The organism is uncultured Enterococcus sp., assembly GCF_913775425.1.
Classification (GTDB): Bacteria; Bacillota; Bacilli; order Lactobacillales; family Enterococcaceae; genus Enterococcus_G.
In genome coordinates this window covers 17,668-35,260 of the sequence record NZ_CAJYIS010000019.1, presented here as the reverse complement: position 1 = coordinate 35,260, position 17,593 = coordinate 17,668, and the positions used below count along the sequence as shown (strand labels likewise).

Annotated in this window: 17 protein-coding genes and 1 pseudogene; 6 read left to right on the top strand and 12 right to left on the bottom strand. The window is 37.4% G+C overall.

Features of this window, described 5'->3' with window-relative positions:
• Positions 1-168 precede the first annotated feature (168 nt).
• Together QZ413_RS02090 and nhaC are read right to left on the bottom strand one after the other, a co-directional pair.
• A complete protein-coding gene (locus QZ413_RS02090) occupies positions 169-789 on the bottom strand; it encodes an NAD-dependent epimerase/dehydratase family protein (RefSeq protein ID WP_297075771.1) in 621 nt (206 codons plus the stop codon).
• A 19-nt stretch (positions 790-808) separates the two neighbouring features.
• Positions 809-2,182, bottom strand: coding sequence for a Na+/H+ antiporter NhaC (nhaC, locus tag QZ413_RS02085; RefSeq protein WP_297075768.1), 1,374 nt, complete (start codon positions 2,180-2,182; stop codon positions 809-811).
• 138 nt (positions 2,183-2,320) lie between these two features.
• Here nhaC and QZ413_RS02080 point away from each other — a divergent pair, with 138 nt between their 5' ends.
• On the top strand, positions 2,321-3,196 hold the full coding sequence (locus QZ413_RS02080; RefSeq protein WP_297075766.1) for a hypothetical protein: 876 nt from the start codon (positions 2,321-2,323) through the stop codon (positions 3,194-3,196).
• Positions 3,197-3,343: 147 nt separating this feature from the next.
• On the opposite strand, the gene QZ413_RS02075 is transcribed toward QZ413_RS02080, so the two are convergent.
• A complete protein-coding gene (locus QZ413_RS02075) occupies positions 3,344-4,267 on the bottom strand; it encodes a S9 family peptidase (protein ID WP_297075763.1) in 924 nt (307 codons plus the stop codon).
• 142 nt (positions 4,268-4,409) lie between these two features.
• Between QZ413_RS02075 and QZ413_RS02070 the strand changes: the two genes are divergently transcribed.
• Entirely contained in the window at positions 4,410-5,582 is a 1,173-nt protein-coding gene (locus QZ413_RS02070) for an AI-2E family transporter (RefSeq protein ID WP_297075761.1), read from the top strand.
• A gap of 81 nt (positions 5,583-5,663) precedes the next feature.
• Here QZ413_RS02070 and QZ413_RS02065 read toward each other — a convergent pair whose 3' ends face one another.
• The 4 genes from QZ413_RS02065 to QZ413_RS02050 are packed head-to-tail and all read right to left on the bottom strand — an operon-like array spanning position 5,664 to position 7,406.
• On the bottom strand, positions 5,664-6,029 hold the full coding sequence (locus QZ413_RS02065; protein ID WP_297075759.1) for a DUF1304 domain-containing protein: 366 nt from the start codon (positions 6,027-6,029) through the stop codon (positions 5,664-5,666).
• 3 nt (positions 6,030-6,032) lie between these two features.
• On the bottom strand, positions 6,033-6,323 hold the full coding sequence (locus QZ413_RS02060) for a putative quinol monooxygenase (protein ID WP_297075757.1): 291 nt from the start codon (positions 6,321-6,323) through the stop codon (positions 6,033-6,035).
• A gap of 21 nt (positions 6,324-6,344) precedes the next feature.
• Positions 6,345-6,974 carry a nitroreductase family protein gene (locus QZ413_RS02055; protein WP_297075755.1) on the bottom strand — a complete coding sequence of 210 codons (630 nt, stop codon included), beginning with the start codon at positions 6,972-6,974 and terminating at the stop codon, positions 6,345-6,347.
• Positions 6,975-6,995: 21 nt separating this feature from the next.
• Positions 6,996-7,406 (bottom strand): MarR family winged helix-turn-helix transcriptional regulator, encoded by a 411-nt coding sequence (locus QZ413_RS02050; protein WP_297075753.1) that lies wholly within the window; start codon positions 7,404-7,406, stop codon positions 6,996-6,998.
• 251 nt (positions 7,407-7,657) lie between these two features.
• Between QZ413_RS02050 and QZ413_RS10370 the strand changes: the two genes are divergently transcribed.
• Positions 7,658-7,783, top strand: a complete 126-nt coding sequence (locus QZ413_RS10370; protein WP_367117290.1) for a hypothetical protein — start codon at positions 7,658-7,660, stop codon at positions 7,781-7,783.
• Positions 7,731-9,257 (top strand): annotated as a pseudogene (locus QZ413_RS02045) (Nramp family divalent metal transporter); the annotation flags it as partial. The gene QZ413_RS10370 and the pseudogene QZ413_RS02045, both read left to right, overlap by 53 nt.
• Before the next feature lie 7 nt (positions 9,258-9,264).
• On the opposite strand, the gene QZ413_RS02040 reads toward QZ413_RS02045, so the two are convergent.
• Entirely contained in the window at positions 9,265-9,690 is a 426-nt protein-coding gene (locus QZ413_RS02040) for a MarR family winged helix-turn-helix transcriptional regulator (protein WP_297075747.1), read from the bottom strand.
• Positions 9,691-9,800: 110 nt separating this feature from the next.
• Here QZ413_RS02040 and QZ413_RS02035 point away from each other — a divergent pair, with 110 nt between their 5' ends.
• On the top strand, positions 9,801-10,214 hold the full coding sequence (locus QZ413_RS02035) for an Ohr family peroxiredoxin (RefSeq protein ID WP_297075744.1): 414 nt from the start codon (positions 9,801-9,803) through the stop codon (positions 10,212-10,214).
• A gap of 71 nt (positions 10,215-10,285) precedes the next feature.
• Here the strand turns inward: QZ413_RS02035 and QZ413_RS02030 are convergent, their stop codons facing one another.
• Positions 10,286-11,848 carry a flavocytochrome c gene (locus QZ413_RS02030; RefSeq protein WP_297075742.1) on the bottom strand — a complete coding sequence of 521 codons (1,563 nt, stop codon included), beginning with the start codon at positions 11,846-11,848 and terminating at the stop codon, positions 10,286-10,288.
• Positions 11,849-12,134: 286 nt separating this feature from the next.
• Here QZ413_RS02030 and QZ413_RS02025 point away from each other — a divergent pair, with 286 nt between their 5' ends.
• The gene (locus tag QZ413_RS02025) at positions 12,135-13,958 is read left to right on the top strand and encodes an APC family permease (RefSeq protein WP_297075740.1); all 1,824 of its coding nucleotides are present in this window, start codon (positions 12,135-12,137) and stop codon (positions 13,956-13,958) included.
• A gap of 177 nt (positions 13,959-14,135) precedes the next feature.
• On the opposite strand, the gene QZ413_RS02020 is transcribed toward QZ413_RS02025, so the two are convergent.
• From QZ413_RS02020 to QZ413_RS02010, 3 genes are all read right to left on the bottom strand, one after another.
• The gene (locus QZ413_RS02020; RefSeq protein WP_367117289.1) at positions 14,136-14,447 is read right to left on the bottom strand and encodes a PTS lactose/cellobiose transporter subunit IIA; all 312 of its coding nucleotides are present in this window, start codon (positions 14,445-14,447) and stop codon (positions 14,136-14,138) included.
• 21 nt (positions 14,448-14,468) lie between these two features.
• Positions 14,469-14,792, bottom strand: coding sequence for a PTS sugar transporter subunit IIB (locus tag QZ413_RS02015; protein ID WP_016186566.1), 324 nt, complete (start codon positions 14,790-14,792; stop codon positions 14,469-14,471).
• Positions 14,793-14,920: 128 nt separating this feature from the next.
• Positions 14,921-17,527 (bottom strand): sigma-54-dependent transcriptional regulator, encoded by a 2,607-nt coding sequence (locus tag QZ413_RS02010; protein WP_297075733.1) that lies wholly within the window; start codon positions 17,525-17,527, stop codon positions 14,921-14,923.
• Positions 17,528-17,593: the final 66 nt, after the last annotated feature.

Genomic DNA, 17,593 nt, shown 5'->3' with positions numbered 1-17,593 from the left:
TCTGCTGGTTGATCAATTGCTTTATCCACGAAAAACAACGAAAACGGTATTGTTAAATTCAGAATTTATTGAACGTCGTAGTTTTCAACAGTAAAAAAAGACACTCATTGAAGCAACTTTTAAACATCTAAAGAAACGATTGTTTAAAGGCTGCTACATATGAGTGTCTTATTTAGATTCTAATTGTGTCAGCTTAGCAATCACTTGATCGCCTACCCATTCTACTGGGCGCGGTTCAAAAGAACGCAATAACCAAGCTACTCCAGGGATCTTTTTAGAAATAAAAATAGCTTTTGCCATTTCAGTTGAATATTTTCGACCCTTCCCATAAAGTAAGCTAGGACGTACGATCGCACTTGGCAATGGGATATTCTCTAAAAATACTTCGGCTCGCTGTTTTTCACGTAAATACCCTGGATGAAACGGCACACCTTGCGAAGCAGAAATGTAAATAAACGAAAGATGTTTGATATCGCTAACTGCTTGCGTAATGATTTTGACGATTTCATAATGATACCGTCTATACGTAAGATTTTTGGCTTTTTTTTCGGTCAAAATTCCGATTGCATCGACTAAAATATCGCCAGTTTTGATTGTGTCATGCCACTGTTTCGCATCAAAGACATCCGCTTGAATAAACTGAATTTGATCAAACCATGGTTCTGTTCCTTTCGGGCGGCCACTTCTTGAAATACTGATCACTTCATATTGATTGGCCAATGCACGTTTTGCGATGGCTTGACCGACAAAACCACTACCACCAAAAATTACGATTCGTTGTTTTTCCATGAATCCACCCTACTTTCTGTTAGATTTGACTCTTCTTAACTCCAATCCCTGTTATCCCACTGACAATCGAAAATAGAGGTGAAAGTAAACTAAAGAAGACAAATGGTGCAAAGGTCAACACAGGGATACCAAAAGTCGAGGCTACAAAACTTCCAGCAATCCCCCACGGAATCAAATAATTGATAACCGTTCCACCATCTTCTAATGTTCGACTTAATACAACAGGTGCTAATTGTTTTTGTCGATAGATGTCTTTAAACGCATTCCCGGGTAAAATCACCGACAAAAATTGTTCTCCAATAAAAATATTTACTCCAATACTAGCTAATAATGTGCTAAAAATCAAAGAAAACGTTGAATTTAATTTAGGAATCAAACGATCCAGTACAGTCGAGATGATTTTCGTTTCAATCAAAATCCCACCAAGTGACAACGCCAGAATAATCAACGCAATCGTCGGTAACATGCTACTGATTCCACCACGCGATAATAATGCATTGATTTGTTCATCGGATGTTTTCGCTACAAATCCTTGGTCAATGATTTGCGCAAATTCTTTTAACGGTACTCGTTTCATTTCAAGACTGCTCATCACAAGTCCTAATAAAATATTGATAAAAATCGTAGCAATAGCTGGTATTTTTTTCCAAGCACATAAAAACATCACAAGGATTGGAATTAAGGCTAACGGAGAGACAAAAAAAGAAGCCTTTAATTGTGCACTAGTTTGCGTAATCGTCTCCAAGTTCGCTGTCGCATCACTATGACCAAATACCGCGTACAAAATTAAGGATACGACAAATGCGGGCACAGTCGACCACATTAGATTTTTGATATGTTCAAATAAATCTGCCTCAACAACTGCTGCAGCTAAATTTGTCGATTCTGATAGTGGTGACATCTTATCTCCAAAAACCGCTCCCGATACGATCGCACCTACTACTAATGGTGGATAGATCCCCATGGTTAGACCGATACCAAAAAAAGCAATTCCGATTGTCGACATAATTGTAAATGCACTTCCTACTGCACTTCCTACGATCGCACAAACTAAAAAGACCGTTGGCACAAACCATTCTGCCCGTAAAATATGAAATCCATAAACCATTAGTGTCGGAATGATGCCAGCTTGAATCCATACTGCAATCAATGCACCTACTAAAATAAAAATAATGATCGGAATAATTCCTGGTTTAATCCCTTCGACGATTCCACGATGGATTTTGTCAAATGAACGATAGCGAAGTGCGACATATGCCGTTAAAATAGCTAAGACAAATAAAATTGCAACTGTAGCTGGCATTTGTACTATAATGACCGAGTAAGCAATACAGGCGATAATCAGTATCAATAGACTCGTCGCTTCAGCAAAAGATGGATCTTGTTTTTTCACTTTTTTTTCCTCATTTCTACTCTCGAACTAAATCGATACAATAGCTTTTAGCGTAGCGATTTTTTTTGTGATTGTCAAACCCTTTTCTGCAAAAAATAAGACTTTTTGTTATACTAAAGAAAACGGGAGGGATGAGATATGCATTATGCAAAATGGGGATTTAGTTTACTTGGGGTACTGATTTTGTCTGGTTGCCATCAAACACAAACTGACACAACTGCGCTATCATCTAATACGCAAATGACTTCATCGATCACACAAACAAGTAATACGAAAACAAGTAATACGAAAACAAGTAATACAGAAACTAGTCAAACTACGAACCAATCTAGTACGACAAATTCTGAGATAACAAGTTCAACTAGTTCCACCAACACGACAACTACAGAAGAAGTAGCGATCGCACAAACGATCCCTGTAGGAACATTTAAAAATGCGGACAATACACTGACTATCGAACCAAATGGCACGTGGCAATTTTCAGGTGCGATTACATCTAGTGGAACACTTACGATTGCAGCAGAAACTGATCATACTTGGCTTTTAAAATTATATGGCTTCAACAACAATATCGACGGCATTGGAACTTACCAGTTAGCTGTCTTAAATGATTCAGGTACGAAAATGAACTTCGGCTATTTAGGAACATTTACCCGCACTACAAATGCGACAAGTACGTTTGATCCAACACTTTATCAGGCAAATGTATTACAGACTCCAACTGATTTTAATGAAACCTTGATTGGAACTTGGACTACAAAGAATAAAGACTACGACTTTCAAACGACTTATAACTTCAATCCAGACGGCACATTTGAACGTTTCTCTGATGGAAAAGGAATCGCGGATTCAGGTACGTATACAGCAACGTTTGACCTTGATGTCATTCATTTGAATTTAGTGACAAAAAATCAAAATCAAACATTTACGTATCAATTGCAAAATGGCGAGTTGATCGATCCTGAATTTCCATGGGCGACGTTGGTTCGCAATACGGTCCCTACTACACCATAAAACGATAATCGAACTGGATAATTGCAACATAATCCCAAAAAGCGTGTCATTTATTTCAGTCATGCTTTTTAGTTTTGAAAGAGCATCTTCTAGAGCACTGTTCATTCATTTTTTAGGGGTGTGACAACCTTTTGTCACACCCCTTTTTTACTCTTCTAATCGTTTCGTTAGCCATTCACTGATATCTTTAAATAAAGAGCGTTGTGAAAATTCGACTGATCCATGATCAGCACCATTTATGATCCAATACTCAACGTCTGTTTGAGTCGATTTTACTGCTGTGTACATTTGGGTTGATTGTTCACTTGGGACAAGTTGATCATGATTTCCATGCAATAATAATAACGGTTTAAAGTGGCTTTCTGGATGTACGTAGTGAATTGGACTAGCACATTTCGCTAGCTCGTATAATTGCGTGGCATCGTATGTCTCGGATTTATCAGCCGAAGCTCCTTTTAATAAAATCTTTTCAGGAGATAATTTATCTTGATTAGAAAACATGTTCTCAGGTTGAAATTGTGTGGTGTTGGTCATAGTCAAAAGATTTGAAAATCCATATAAAGAGACACCAACAGCTAAATCAGTAAACGCTACTGGGATCGTTTCTGGTAATAACTGATCGGTATTGGCTGTTGCCCATAACATTTGCGTCAAATATCCACCTGCTGAGTCGCCCATAACCACGATTTTTTTACGATCGATCGCTAAGGATTCCGCTTGTTCATGCAAAAAGGCTAACGCTGCTTTGGCATCATGAAGTAACGTCGGAAATTGCTCAGGGATCGGACGATAAGCAGCACTAGCAACAACATAACCAGCTTGTGCAAGATAAAGACGTAAGGGTAGCGTTTTATGATAATCCGCTGTGGTAAAGCCCCCTCCTGGTAAAAATAAAATCGCTGGATGTAACGCATTGGTTTCTGGTATTAAGAGATCCATTTTTAATTGTAGACCTGAAGTTAGCTCTTGTTTATAGACTAAATCAACTCGATGTGTAATCTTAGGATCTATCTGTTCCACTTGTTTTTCTTGCGCACCTAGATGTTTTAAATCTGTCTGACTTTGTTCCATACTACCGCCTCCGCTTTTTATTTTTTCTTTCTAATCGTATCGAAAAACGAGACTTTCGTACAGTATAACGCTGAATTCGATTTTTACATTTTCTGTAAAAAGCTTTATACTAAGTAAAACTTTATAAAAAAGGAGAATCAGAATGAACCCTCCAAAGAAAAATTGGATTCAATTTTTGGGTGGAAAAAATTTGATTTTTAGTTTTGTCAGTATCTTGCTAGGCGCTGCTTGTATTTGGATGCTTTCGACAATTTCATTTATTTTCGCACCATTGATGACGATCGTGTCGATTATCATTAAACCAATTATTTTTGCGATGATCTTATATTATATTTTCAATCCGATAGTCAATCGCCTAGAACGATTTATCCCGCGTATTTGGGGTGTATCACTTGTCTTCATTATCGTAATCGGTTTATTAACACTTGGAGGAATTCTCATTTATCCAAGCATTGCAACGCAAACAGCCGAATTGATCCATCAGTTCCCTAAGATATGGGACGATGTTCAAGACATCGTTCAAAAATTTATCGACAGCACACCACTAGCTGATATGTTCAATCAGTCGAAAAATTCGATTGATGAATTATGGACAAAAGTCGAAAGTTACGCTCAAGTGTATCTAGAAAAAGGCGCACATGGCGTAGGAAGTCTTTTTTCTGCAGTCTCGACTACCTTGATTACGCTAATTACAGGACCAATCGTTGCTTTTTTCTTCATCAAAGATAAAAAAAATCTGTATAGTTATAGCTATAAGTTGATTCCTCCTGTCTTTCGCAAAGATTTTTCAACGATCATTTCGATCATTGATCAACAAATCGGTGATTATCTAAAAGGTCAAGTCGTTGCGTCTATTATTCTTGGAATCATCGATTGGCCACTTTTCTTATTGATTGGTCTACCGTTTTCAGGTGTAATCGCTTTGTCAGCTGCTATTTTATGTATCATCCCTTATTTTGGTCCTTTTATCGTTTTTATTCCAGCTATCATTATCGCTTTACAAGTATCGTTTGTGATGGTAATCAAATTTCTAATCGTTTGGTTTAGTGTCCAATTGTTACACAGTCATTTGATTTTGCCGCGTGTGATGGGCGATCGCTTAAAAATGCATCCAGTCACGATTTTATTCGTCCTTTTGGTGATGGCTGAACTCTTAGGTTTAGTCGGCGTGATTTTTGGCATTCCAATCTACTGTGTCGTAAAAGTCTTGATTACTTATCTGTTTAGATTGTTAAAACGACGCTACAACCGGTTCTTTGGAAAAGAAGGATGTTACGAAGATGTTGAATTTACTAAAGAGTCTTATTTAAAATAAAAAAATAAGTCGAGTCATTACCGGAATAGGGTTCCCTATTACCGGAATGATTCGACTTATTTCTTTTAGCTGATTCTTTTTTTAACCTAGAAAAATTAGCGATAACAACGTCAAAATCGCCAATCCACCTTGTTTAAGTAAAATACGTTTATCACTAGTCACTGCTCCGTAGCAAGCAACTAGTAAAATATACATTAATATTAGGGAAGTGATTTCTTTTGCGGCATGAGACAGATACAAACTATAGAATAGTAAAAGAGCGATCAACCCATTATAGACGCCTTGGTTTTTAAACAATACTTGTAGACTTTTGCTTTCCATATCTACTTTTGATAAGTTAAACGTCTTTCTGGTTTTACTAGACGTTGTCGCAATCGTTTCTAAATAAAAAATATACAAAAATTCAAGTGCCACCAAGGTCCCTAAAATAAGTGTGATCACAGACATAAACTACGCCTCTTTCTTTTCTACAATTTGTAAAACAGGAGCTGCTGCAACATAATTCGCTACGTTTTTAGCAAATGCTACTAATAATGGATTTGTATTATGAACTTCTGTATTTTCTTTGGTTGCCCAGTTTTCAATCATCATAAATTCATTTGGTGTAGCATGTGATTCGTATAAATCATATGCTAGACAACCTTCTTCTTGTTTAGATGAAGCGATCAAGGCGTTGATTTCAGTTAAAAAATCTTCGCGCGCTTCTGGTTTTACTGCAAATTTTGCATTAACAATAATCATTTTAAAACTCTCCTTTATATCTTATTTAAATGTGGTTACTTTATCTGCAGCTAAACGAACAGATGTATATCCTTCTTCAGCCGCTTTACCAACAGAAAGAATCATAACTGGAACGTAGCGTTCTTTGTCCAAATCAAATGCTTCAGCTAGTTGATCAGCTTCAAAACCACCGATTGGATTTGTATCGTATCCATGAGCACGCGCCACTAACATAAATTGCATCGCTGCTAAACTTGCATCGATTTTTACAACGTCATTCATTTCTTGTTTTGTTAATTTTTCATAGTGAGGAATGATTGCCGCTAATTGTTGATCACGTACTTCTTGTGGCATTTTGCCTTCTGCTACGGCTTGGTCATAGATTTCTTCACCATATTCATGACACATCATATCTCCAAAGATTAATACCATTGCTGAAGATGAATCATTTTGACGTGTGTTAAAACGGATTAGTGGTTTTAATTTTGCTTTTGCTTCGTCACTTTCGACAACGACAAAACGCCAAGGTTGCATATTTACTGAAGAAGGTGCGATTGATGCTTCTTGAATCATTTCTAACATTTCTTCATTGCTAATTTTAACAGATTCGTCATAAACACGAACTGATTTTCTTCCAAAAGTGATCTCTTCAAAATTATTATTTTTTAACATATTCTCTCTTCTTTCATCTCGTTAGTCTTGGTTCATTTTTTGGAGCAAGTGTCTTAACTGTTGGAATTCTTCCTTTGTTAAAGACGGATAAAACGTTTGTTGGACATTCGTATACTTTTGTTCGCAAGCACGCAACTCTTGATCTGCTTTGGCGGTCAACGTCACAAAGATTTCGCGATTATTCTCTGGATTGCGTTGACGGGCAACATAGCCTTTTTCTTCCAAAATCTTCAAGTGTCTTGTGATTGCAGCTTGATCAATTTGTAAGTATTCTTGAAGATGTGTTTGCAAACAAGGTTGATTTTCAATCAAAGCCATCAATAACTCATAACGTGTCAAACTAAATCCGATCTCTTTTTCAAACAGTCGACTAATTTTTTGATCGGTCGATTTCAACAGATACAAAAGTTGGCTGACTTCTCTCAATTCCATTTGCTTTCCTCCCTTCAAAAACATGACGAATCAATAATTGACTAGTCAACTATAACGCCAAATAAATCAGAATGCAACCTTTTTGTTTTATATTCACTAAAAAATGATTGGTCAACAATTGACAAGTCAACTATAAAATATTCTCTCTTTACTTGCAAACGATTTGCTCAAACGAATAGTTTTGTAAGAAAGTTAGGCAAGCCGAAACTTTACTGTCTTTTTTGAAAAGAAAGGTGTAAAATAAAGCCAATATTATATATGAAAGAAAAGGTGGGTTTTACGTTGAAAAAATCAAAAGAAAAACACTCCCTTGCAAATTATGCCAACGGACCTTCTCTTCAAGAAATCAATGGAACAGTTGTTGTTCCAAAAGGTAAAGGATTTTTCCGTACGCTGTTAGCCTATTCAGGGCCAGGTGCATTAGTAGCAGTGGGATATATGGACCCAGGAAATTGGTCAACTTCAATTACCGGTGGTCAAAACTTTCAATATCTATTGATGTCTATCATCTTAATGTCTAGTTTGATTGCCATGCTATTGCAATATATGGCTGCAAAATTAGGGATCGTCACGCAACAAGATTTAGCACAAGCCATTCGTGCACGAACAAGTAAAGGACTTGGTATCGTATTATGGATACTGACAGAACTTGCCATCATGGCGACTGACATTGCCGAAGTTATCGGGGCTGCAATCGCTTTGTATTTATTATTTGGCATCCCTTTACTTTATGCTGTCTTTATCACTGTTTTTGACGTATTGCTTCTATTATTATTAACCAAGGTCGGATTTCGTAAGATCGAAGCCCTAGTCGTCTGTTTGATTTTTGTGATCTTATTTGTCTTTATCTATCAAGTCGCCTTATCCAATCCAGATTGGATGGCAATGTTTAAAGGCTTTATCCCAACAACACAGACGTTTGCTGATTCACCTCAAATCGGTGGTCAAACACCGCTGACAGGAGCATTGGGAATCATCGGAGCGACAGTCATGCCTCATAATTTATATTTGCACTCTGCGGTCTCTCAAACACGTGCAATCGATCATCAAGATGAAGAAGCAGTCGCTGAAGCGGTTCGTTTTTCAACTTGGGATTCAAATATCCAACTTAGTTTAGCATTTGTTGTCAATGCTTTGCTTTTGATCATGGGAGTTGCTGTCTTTAAATCAGGTACAGTAAAAGATCCTTCTTTTTTCGGATTGTATGAATCCCTATCAGATCCTTCGACACTAAGTAATGGCGTATTGGCCGAAGTTGCGAAATCAGGGATTCTATCGACCTTGTTTGCCGTCGCACTACTCGCTTCAGGCCAAAATTCTACTATTACAGGCACACTGACCGGACAAGTTATCATGGAAGGTTTCATCCATTTGAAACTACCGATTTGGTTACGTCGTTTAGTCACTCGTTTGATCTCCGTAGTTCCGGTTTTGATCTGCGTTAGTCTAACTAGCCGTAAAGGAACAATCGAAGAGCACACTGCGCTAAATAATCTCATGAATAATTCGCAAGTATTCTTGGCTTTTGCATTGCCGTTTTCGATGATCCCTTTACTGATGATGACCAATAGTTCATTTGAAATGGGAAAACGATTTAGAAATAACTGGATCGTGCAATTTTTTGGATGGGCTTCCGTTCTAAGTTTGACCTATTTGAATTTGATAGGATTGCCTAAACAAATTGAAGATTTTTTTGGCGATCAAGCAACCAATACTCAAATCGAATTTGCTCATCTTATTGCTTATCTGATTATTATGATTGTCATAGGCTTACTGTGTTGGACGACTATTGATTTATATAAAGGAAATAAACGTTTAGCACAGACACAAAAAGAGATCAGGAAATCCTGATCTCTTTTTATGCTTTAAACAATTCATTTAACCCAATCAATTGAGTTAATAGTGTCTGATGATCTGCTTTGATCGAAGATAGATCCATGCTACTTGCCACTTGTTGCGAAATACAAGGTAATTCTTCTTTTACTTCTTTCCCTCTTGGCGTCAAGATCAATTCTACACGTCGCTCATCTTCTTTTGATCGTACTTTTTCTAAATAACCTTTTTTTTCTAATTTTTTTAATAATGGACTCAGTGTTCCAGAATCTAGGTATAAGATTTCGCCTAATTGATTGACTGTCATATGATCTTCTAAAGCAATCATCGCAATAAAGCCAGTATAGGTCAAATCGTAAGGATCTAAAAATGTTTTATATTTTTTAATGACTTCTTTTGAAGCCACATAAAGTTGAAAACAAAGTTCCTTGTCTAACATCGTATCGCTCATTTAATCCGCTCCTTTCTTTTAGTATAATCAAGAGTTATTAATTGTCAAATTAAACTATATTGTATACAATATAGTTGTAAACTAAAAAAATATAAAGGAGTTTTTCAACAATGAAAAAAATCTTTTCAACAAAAATAATTAATACTGGCGGCCGCAGTGGAGAAGTCCATTCACCTGATAATTCTTTCCAATTAAATATCGCACCTCCAGGAAGTCGTGCAGAGAATGCGACCAATCCTGAACAGTTATTTGCTGCTGGATATAGCGCATGTTTTAATAGTGCTCTAGATTATTTAAAAAAATCTCGTGGTATCACTGGCGAATCGACCATCGAAGTCATTGTTTCACTATATAACCTTAGCCAAAGTGAATTACCAGACGTTGTATTAGGTGTAGAGATTCGTGGACATGTCGAAGGTCTTTCTTTAGAAGAAACCAAAGAATTACTTGAAATCACAGAACAAACTTGTCCTTATTCACGCGCGACTAAAGGCAATATCGACGTTACAATCGAAGCAATTTAATCAGCTATCATAGGCCTTCTATTCTCGATTTTAAAAAGGGCGCGACAGCATGCTGTCGCGCCCTTTTTTACTTATTTCTCTGTTTGTACATAATCGGTCGCTTGAACACCTGCTTGACGACCAAAAATAATAATCTCTGCTACCGAGTTTCCACCGATACGATTTTCACCATGTAATCCACCGGCTAATTCTCCAGCAGCATATAATCCCTTGATTGGTTGATTTTCTTTATTCAACACTTCTGTTTTTGTATTGATCTTCACACCACCCATTGTGTAATGGATTCCCGGTGCGATTTTTATTGCGTAATAGTTTGCTTGATCTAATGGATGCTCCATCGCCGTTGTACGATTGAATGCTTCATCTTTTTGATTTTTAACGGCTTCATTCCATGAAGTCACTGCTTTTTCTAAATTATCTGTAGGCATCTCTAGTTTTTTCGCTAATTCCTCTACACTTTTCGCTTCGACTACGTAGCCTTTTGACGCATAGAATTCAATCGCCGTTGCGCGTGAGCGTACACCTTGGTCAAAAATCAAGTAAGCATCTTTATTGGTTTGTTTATTGATCGCACCAGATACCGCATCACGAGTGTCCAATTCGTTTACAAAACGATTTCCTTCTTCATTGACTAAAATAGCCCCTTCACCACGTACTGCTTCTCCAATTAAAATCCCTTGATCTTGCTGAACAGTTGGATGGATTTGGATTTCATCCATATCGACCGTTTGTCCACCAACAGCTTCGATCATTTTGATTCCATCTCCAGTACTACCTGGTTGGTTCGTTGTCACATATCCTTCTAGATCTGGACGATATTCTTTGATGTACTCATCGCTTGCACCGTATCCACCAGTCGTTACGATAACAGCATCTGCTTTAATCGTACGTTCTTTTTCGCCTTGGACTTGTGCGACAACACCGTCTACTTTTCCATCAGTTTCGACTAATTTTTTCACATCTGTATTGACAAAAATCGGGATGTCACGTTTTTCAACGTTCTCTGTCAATCCTTCAACCAAATAGCCCCCAATTGCTGATCCATCTGAAGGTCGGTGTGTTCGTTTTTCACTCATTCCACCAGTGATCGTTAAATTATCTAGTTTGATTCCGATACCGTCTAACCAATCGATTGCATCTGCTGAATGATCAACAAAATAGCGCAATAGTTCTTTATCATTTGTCCCATGCCCACCTTTTAGTGTTTCCTCATAAAACAAATCATTGCTATCTTCGATTCCTTGTTCTTTTTGGAATTTTGTATTGGATGCATTCATTCCACTTGAAGATTTTGAAGTATTTCCGCCGACAACTGGCATTTTTTCTAAAATAACTGGATTCATCCCTTTATCTTTTGCTTCAATAGCGGCTGTCATTCCGGCACCACCAGAACCGACAATCACAATATCATACTCATCTTTTAATTCTTTAGGGTCGGTATACCCCGCTTCTGAAGCACCAGATTCAACATCCGTTTCTTCTTTCTTGTTTTCTTCTTTTTTAGTTGTAGTTTGTTCCGTTTTTTCTTTTCCATCTTGCGTACGTGGCGCATCTGGTTCAAAAATTGCACAACCAGATAATGATGCTCCCATAACAAGTAAAGCTCCCCATGTGATCAAACTTTTTTTCTTCATTTTATCCTCCTAGTAGTTGTTTTTTTATCTTCTTTTACTTTATCAAAAAGATTGTGAAATTACAATCAATCTGTCAAGTTTTCTCATCTAAAAATAATTTTATCCCCTTTTATTTACTATTTTATATTTGTGATAATTATTCTTTTTTATAGATATTCTCCTTTTAGTTTTTTTAAAACTGTTATTTTTAAAAAAAATAAAAAAGAACGATTGACTTTTAGTGATGAGAGTTCTAATATACAATCTTGATTGCTAAATTAGCATGTATTTGAGGAGGAATGATTTTGTGAACATTTTAAAAAGGTGGTTAGTTGGGAAGCCTTTGAAGTCTGCTGAAAACGACGAACATAAATTAGGCCGTTTAGCAGCTTTGGCGTTACTTTCTTCTGATGCCTTATCGTCCATTGCCTATGGAACAGAACAAATTGTTGTGGTATTGGTCGCATTATCTACAGCGGCGATTTGGTATTCATTGCCAATTGCTTTTTTCGTTATTATTCTATTGATTTCATTAACATTATCTTATCGTCAAATTATCCATGCCTATCCTAAAGGCGGCGGAGCCTACGTCGTCAGCAGTGAAAATCTTGGGCAAAATGCAGGACTGATTGCTGGAGGCTCTTTACTAGTCGACTACATGTTAACCGTCGCCGTTTCAGTTTCAGCAGGAGCAGAAGCGATTATTTCTGCCATTCCTTCTCTTGGCCGTCATCAAGTCGCAATCTCTGTTGTGATCGTGATCTTGATTATGATGATGAACTTGCGCGGACTTAGAGAATCCGCAAGCTTTTTAATGATACCTGTCTATAGTTTTATTGCCATTATTTCATTATTGATCGCCTATGGATTGTTTAAGATCTTGACTGGACAAGCACCACTACATGCGACAGCTGCTGTTGGTACTGCAGTTCCAGGTGTTTCATTGGCACTGATTTTAAGAGCTTTTTCTTCAGGATCTTCTTCTTTGACTGGTGTCGAAGCGATCAGTAATGCGGTGCCGTTTTTCAAAAAGCCACGTGCAAAAAATGCAGCTGGAACATTGGCATTGATGTCACTGATTTTAGGTTTTTTCTTTGTCGGAATTACATTTATCAATTATTGGTATGGCATCGTACCTGAAAAAGAAGTCACTGTCTTATCGCAAATCGGAAAAACGATTTTTGGTGGAGGAATCTTCTTTTATATCTTGCAATTTGCGACGGCGCTCATTTTGGCCGTAGCAGCCAATACTGGATTTTCAGCGTTCCCAGTACTCGCCTATAATTTATCAAAAGATAAATTTATGCCACATATGTACCAAGACCGCGGTGATCGCTTAGGTTACTCTAATGGAATCATTACATTAGCTCTAGGTTCGATCGTGTTGCTTTTTATTTTCCAAGGATCGACGGAACGCTTGATCCCTCTTTATTCTATTGGAGTATTTACACCTTTTGCTCTATCACAAAGTGGGATGGTGGTTAGATGGTATAAACAAAAAGAACATTGGCTACGTCGTTCATTAGCCAATATTATTGGTGCCTTGATTTCTTATTTGATCATTATCATTCTTTTAATGTATCGACTAAATGATATTTGGCCTTACTTTATTATTATGCCGGTTTTACTGATCATTTTTTATAAAATCAACCATCATTATAAAAATGTTGCCGAACAACTTCGACTAGAAAATGAATGCGAACTACATGATTATGCTGGGAATACCGTCATCGTATTGGTGGGTAATGTTACCCAAGTCAATATTGGCGCTTTAAATTATGCTCGTTCGATCGGGGATTATGTCATTGCAATGCACGTTTCTCTTGACGAAGATATCAAAAAAGAACGTGAAATCGAATCTGAGTTTCGCCAACATTTCCCAGATGTACGATTTTCAATCGTTCACTCGTCATACCGCTCGATTGAGAACCCAATTATTCGTTATGTTGATCGGGTCAGTAAACATGCTGCACAACAAAATTACACAACGACTGTCTTGATCCCACAGTTTCTACCGAATAAGCGCTGGCAAAATATTTTGCATAACCAAACAAGTTTAAAACTACGGTTGCGTCTAGCCACCAGACAAAATATTATTCTAGCCACGTATAGTTATCATTTGAAAAAATAAGTCAACAAAAAGGGGTGTGACAGAAATCTGTCACGCCCCTTTAAAAATCGAATAAACGGTGTTCCAGAAGTAGCTCCTTTGAAAAACAAGCCGCATCATGACCGAAATAGAGGAATCTATTACCGGAAATGATGCGGCTTATTTCTTAGAGCTGTCCACTTCTGTCACAGCTTTTGTTTACGATACTCGTTTATACACATCAATGACTTCTTTGGCTAGATCAGTAAATGTGATACTCGTCATCAAGTGATCTTGACTGTGGATCGTCAATAAATTGACTTTAAAGGTTTCCCCATTGGCTTCTGCAGTCAGTAATTTTGTTTGTGCTTGATGCGCTTGTACTAATGATTCCTCAGCTAATTTGATTTTTTCTTCAGCTAAGTCAAACTCACCTTTTTTAGCAGCTTGGATGGCCTCCATAGCATCACTTTTTGCATTTCCAGCATAAATAATTAGTCCCATGATTTCTTGAAGTTGTTCTTGATTCATTTCATCCATGTACTCGCCCTCTTACTTTGCTTCAATCATTGTGATTGCTGTATTTAAAACATTTTCACCATTCATTGTACCGTAGTCACGCATGTCGATGACACTTACTGGGATATTTTTTCCTGCAACTTTTTCTTCGAATTGACCTTTCATAAAGCGAACTTGTGGTCCTAACATCAAGACATCGATCGGATGATCGGTATCTGCTAATTTGCCATCAGCTTCTGAAGAAGAAACTGCAAAAATATCGGCTTCTAATCCTTTTGCCTCTGCGGCTTTTTGCATTTTTTGAACCAATAAACTAGTACTCATTCCAGCTGAACATACAAGCATAATTCTTTTCATTAGTAAACACTCTCCTTAATATAAGTCATTACACTTTTTATAAAGCAAGATGCGTGCCAAACTTTTCATTGATTTCATTAGGCTTAGTTGTTACACACAATCTAAAAAAAATCACACAGTGTGTAATTCTAACTGTTTTGTTGTAAATTTTGTACGAGATAGGTAATATTTTTTACTTCTTCCAAAACCAAACCTTGCTCGTATTGAGTAATGAACTGCTGATTCAGTTGTGTAATCTTATCGAAAATAGCTTGATCCAATTCCAAAAATGGACTTTTTTCTAATCGCCATTCAGGATCTTGTTGTCGTTTCAATGCAGCAGCAATATGCATCTTCAATCCTTCTTGTGCTTCTTCATCTAGTGAAAAGTAGTGCGTCAATTGTTTGACATATCGTGTCGCTAGCTGTAGATAAGCATCAAATACTTGATCAGCTTTTTGCTGTGTCTGCAAAGTGATCCCGATCGTTTCAAAAAAGAGCTGCCGTATTTTGGGATCAAAAAAGTCTGCTACAGCTAAAAATGGTTGTGTTTTCGTAGGATCTTTATGGGTTCCGATCATCCCGATAATTTGATAGTTTTGAACGATTTGTTGGTAATCATCGTCAAATCGTGATTGGTCTAAAAAAGGCAACGTAATGATCGTAGCTTGTTTCGGATCTACGATTTCAGTTAAAATCGATTCTGTTAACTTTGCAACACCAGCACCCGTATAGCATGTCACTAAAATCGCCGCTTTTTTTGCAGTTATGGGATCTTCTGCATTTAAAGAAGCCAGTAATGATTGACGAATACTTTGGCTGATTTCACTCACACTACGTCCAGCACTAGCCATACGTAAGCTTTCTATGACCAGCATGGTACTCGAAAAAGCGACTGTGGCAGTCGGAATTTGGTATTCAGCTGCAATCAATTGACTAAAGGTATTGGGTGAACCCATATCGGTTAAAAAAATGATCCCTTTTTCATAGTATTCTTGGTGTTGCTCTAGCTCTTGTTGGATCACTTGATAGACTTGCTCTGTTTTCATTTGTAACGGCATATCAAAAGCCATTCCTTTAGTTGTTCCTAAAAGCGTCTGAGCTGTTTTTAGCATACTTGACGCAGTCGATTCACCATGCATGATTACCATCACGGCAACTGTATGTGGCACTGGCTTTTCGTGTGCAGCTTCTTCGACAAAAAACATCGTTAAAAAGCCGATTTCGTCTAAAGGAATATCGATTTGATAATTTTCTTCAATTCTTAATGCAATTTCCATCGCTAGCTGAAATTCTAGCAAATGCTTGCGTCTGACACCATTGAGATCAGGATAGGTGATTTGTTTTTTTTGACGCAATCGTTCAATCATCGCTTGCACGTGTAAGGCAAATGCAAAACGATTTTTCTCAGAGTAGCTTCGTTGAAATTTTTCTTGTGCTTGATCAAAAAATTGATTGACAAGTTCCCATAATGTACTGCTAATGATTTCTTGATACATCGAACTATGAGACAAATCTTCGATATAGGAATCAAAATAATGTTCGACATCTTTTTCGATCAGCTGTTCCAAATCTAGCGGTGGAATATCATTTTCTTCTAACGTATCTAAAGTATAAGTAATGGTCTGGTAGACATCCATCTTAGCTGTCTGATCTTGGGACCAGACTCCTCTGGTTTCACCCGGTTCAAATAATAGTCGCGTTTTTTGCGGATGGACCAAAAGATTTAACTGTTCTGTATAGTCATTTAATCGCAATAGCCCTTTTTGAATCGCTAAAGGCAGATCATTTTTTTCGATTTGTAGACTCACAGTTTCCTTATTCGTTGCAAAATGTAAAAATGCTTTTGCGCAGACTAACTTCAGGTCCCGTTTTAACTGTCCCACATTCCCTTTAGTTTCATAGGTCAAAAAAGCCAAGACACTTTGACGATCGATCTCGATACTTTTATTTAAACGATTGGCTTCTTGTTGCAAAAAGTCCTCAATAATCCCAAAGCGCTCATGTAGCGTTCGTTTCGCTAACGGTGGCAATTCGATTTGCATTGGGATGCGTCTAGTGAATGTTTCTAAAAACATACTGCTTGTCTCTGTCGTAGCCCCAATGATTTGCACGGTTGCATGGTGCTCTTCTTGCGCGCCTAGTGGTCGATAACTTCCTTTATCAATAAACGTAAATAACATTTCTTGTCCTTCTGGAGGTAAGCGGTGAATCTCATCTAAAAACAATACGCCTTTGTCGGCTTGAGCAACTAGACCGACTTGTGTTTTTGCATCTGTATAAGCCCCTTTATATACTCCAAAAATATGCGCAAAAAGCAACTGCGGATTTTGTGCATAATCAGCACAGTTAAATGTAATAAAAGGCGCAGTATGATCTAAAACATTGGCTTCTAATGCAAATTGATACATACACTCTGCAAATAAAGTTTTCCCTGTTCCCGTTTCTCCAAATAATAAAGTTGGCAAACCGTGTGGAGGATAGAGCATTGCCGCTTTTGCTTTTTGGATCGCATTTTTTAATGAATCCTCTGCTCCAATCAAATCACGAAATGAAAGCATTGGAAGTTCTAAATCAATGACACTATACTTTACCGGTCGTTCGTCGGTTTTCATCACTTTATGTTCTTTGACTAACTCATTTAAATAGCGACTAGCATTCGTACGATCAAGCTGTAATGCTTGAGCGAGCTCACTTGCACTCATAGGTTCTGACTGTTCAGCTAAAAAATGAAAAACTTGCTCTTTTTTTGTCATCAGCTCACACCTTTCTACTGCTCATTATAAGTGATTCAAAAAAAAGAAACCATTCATCTTTTCAAA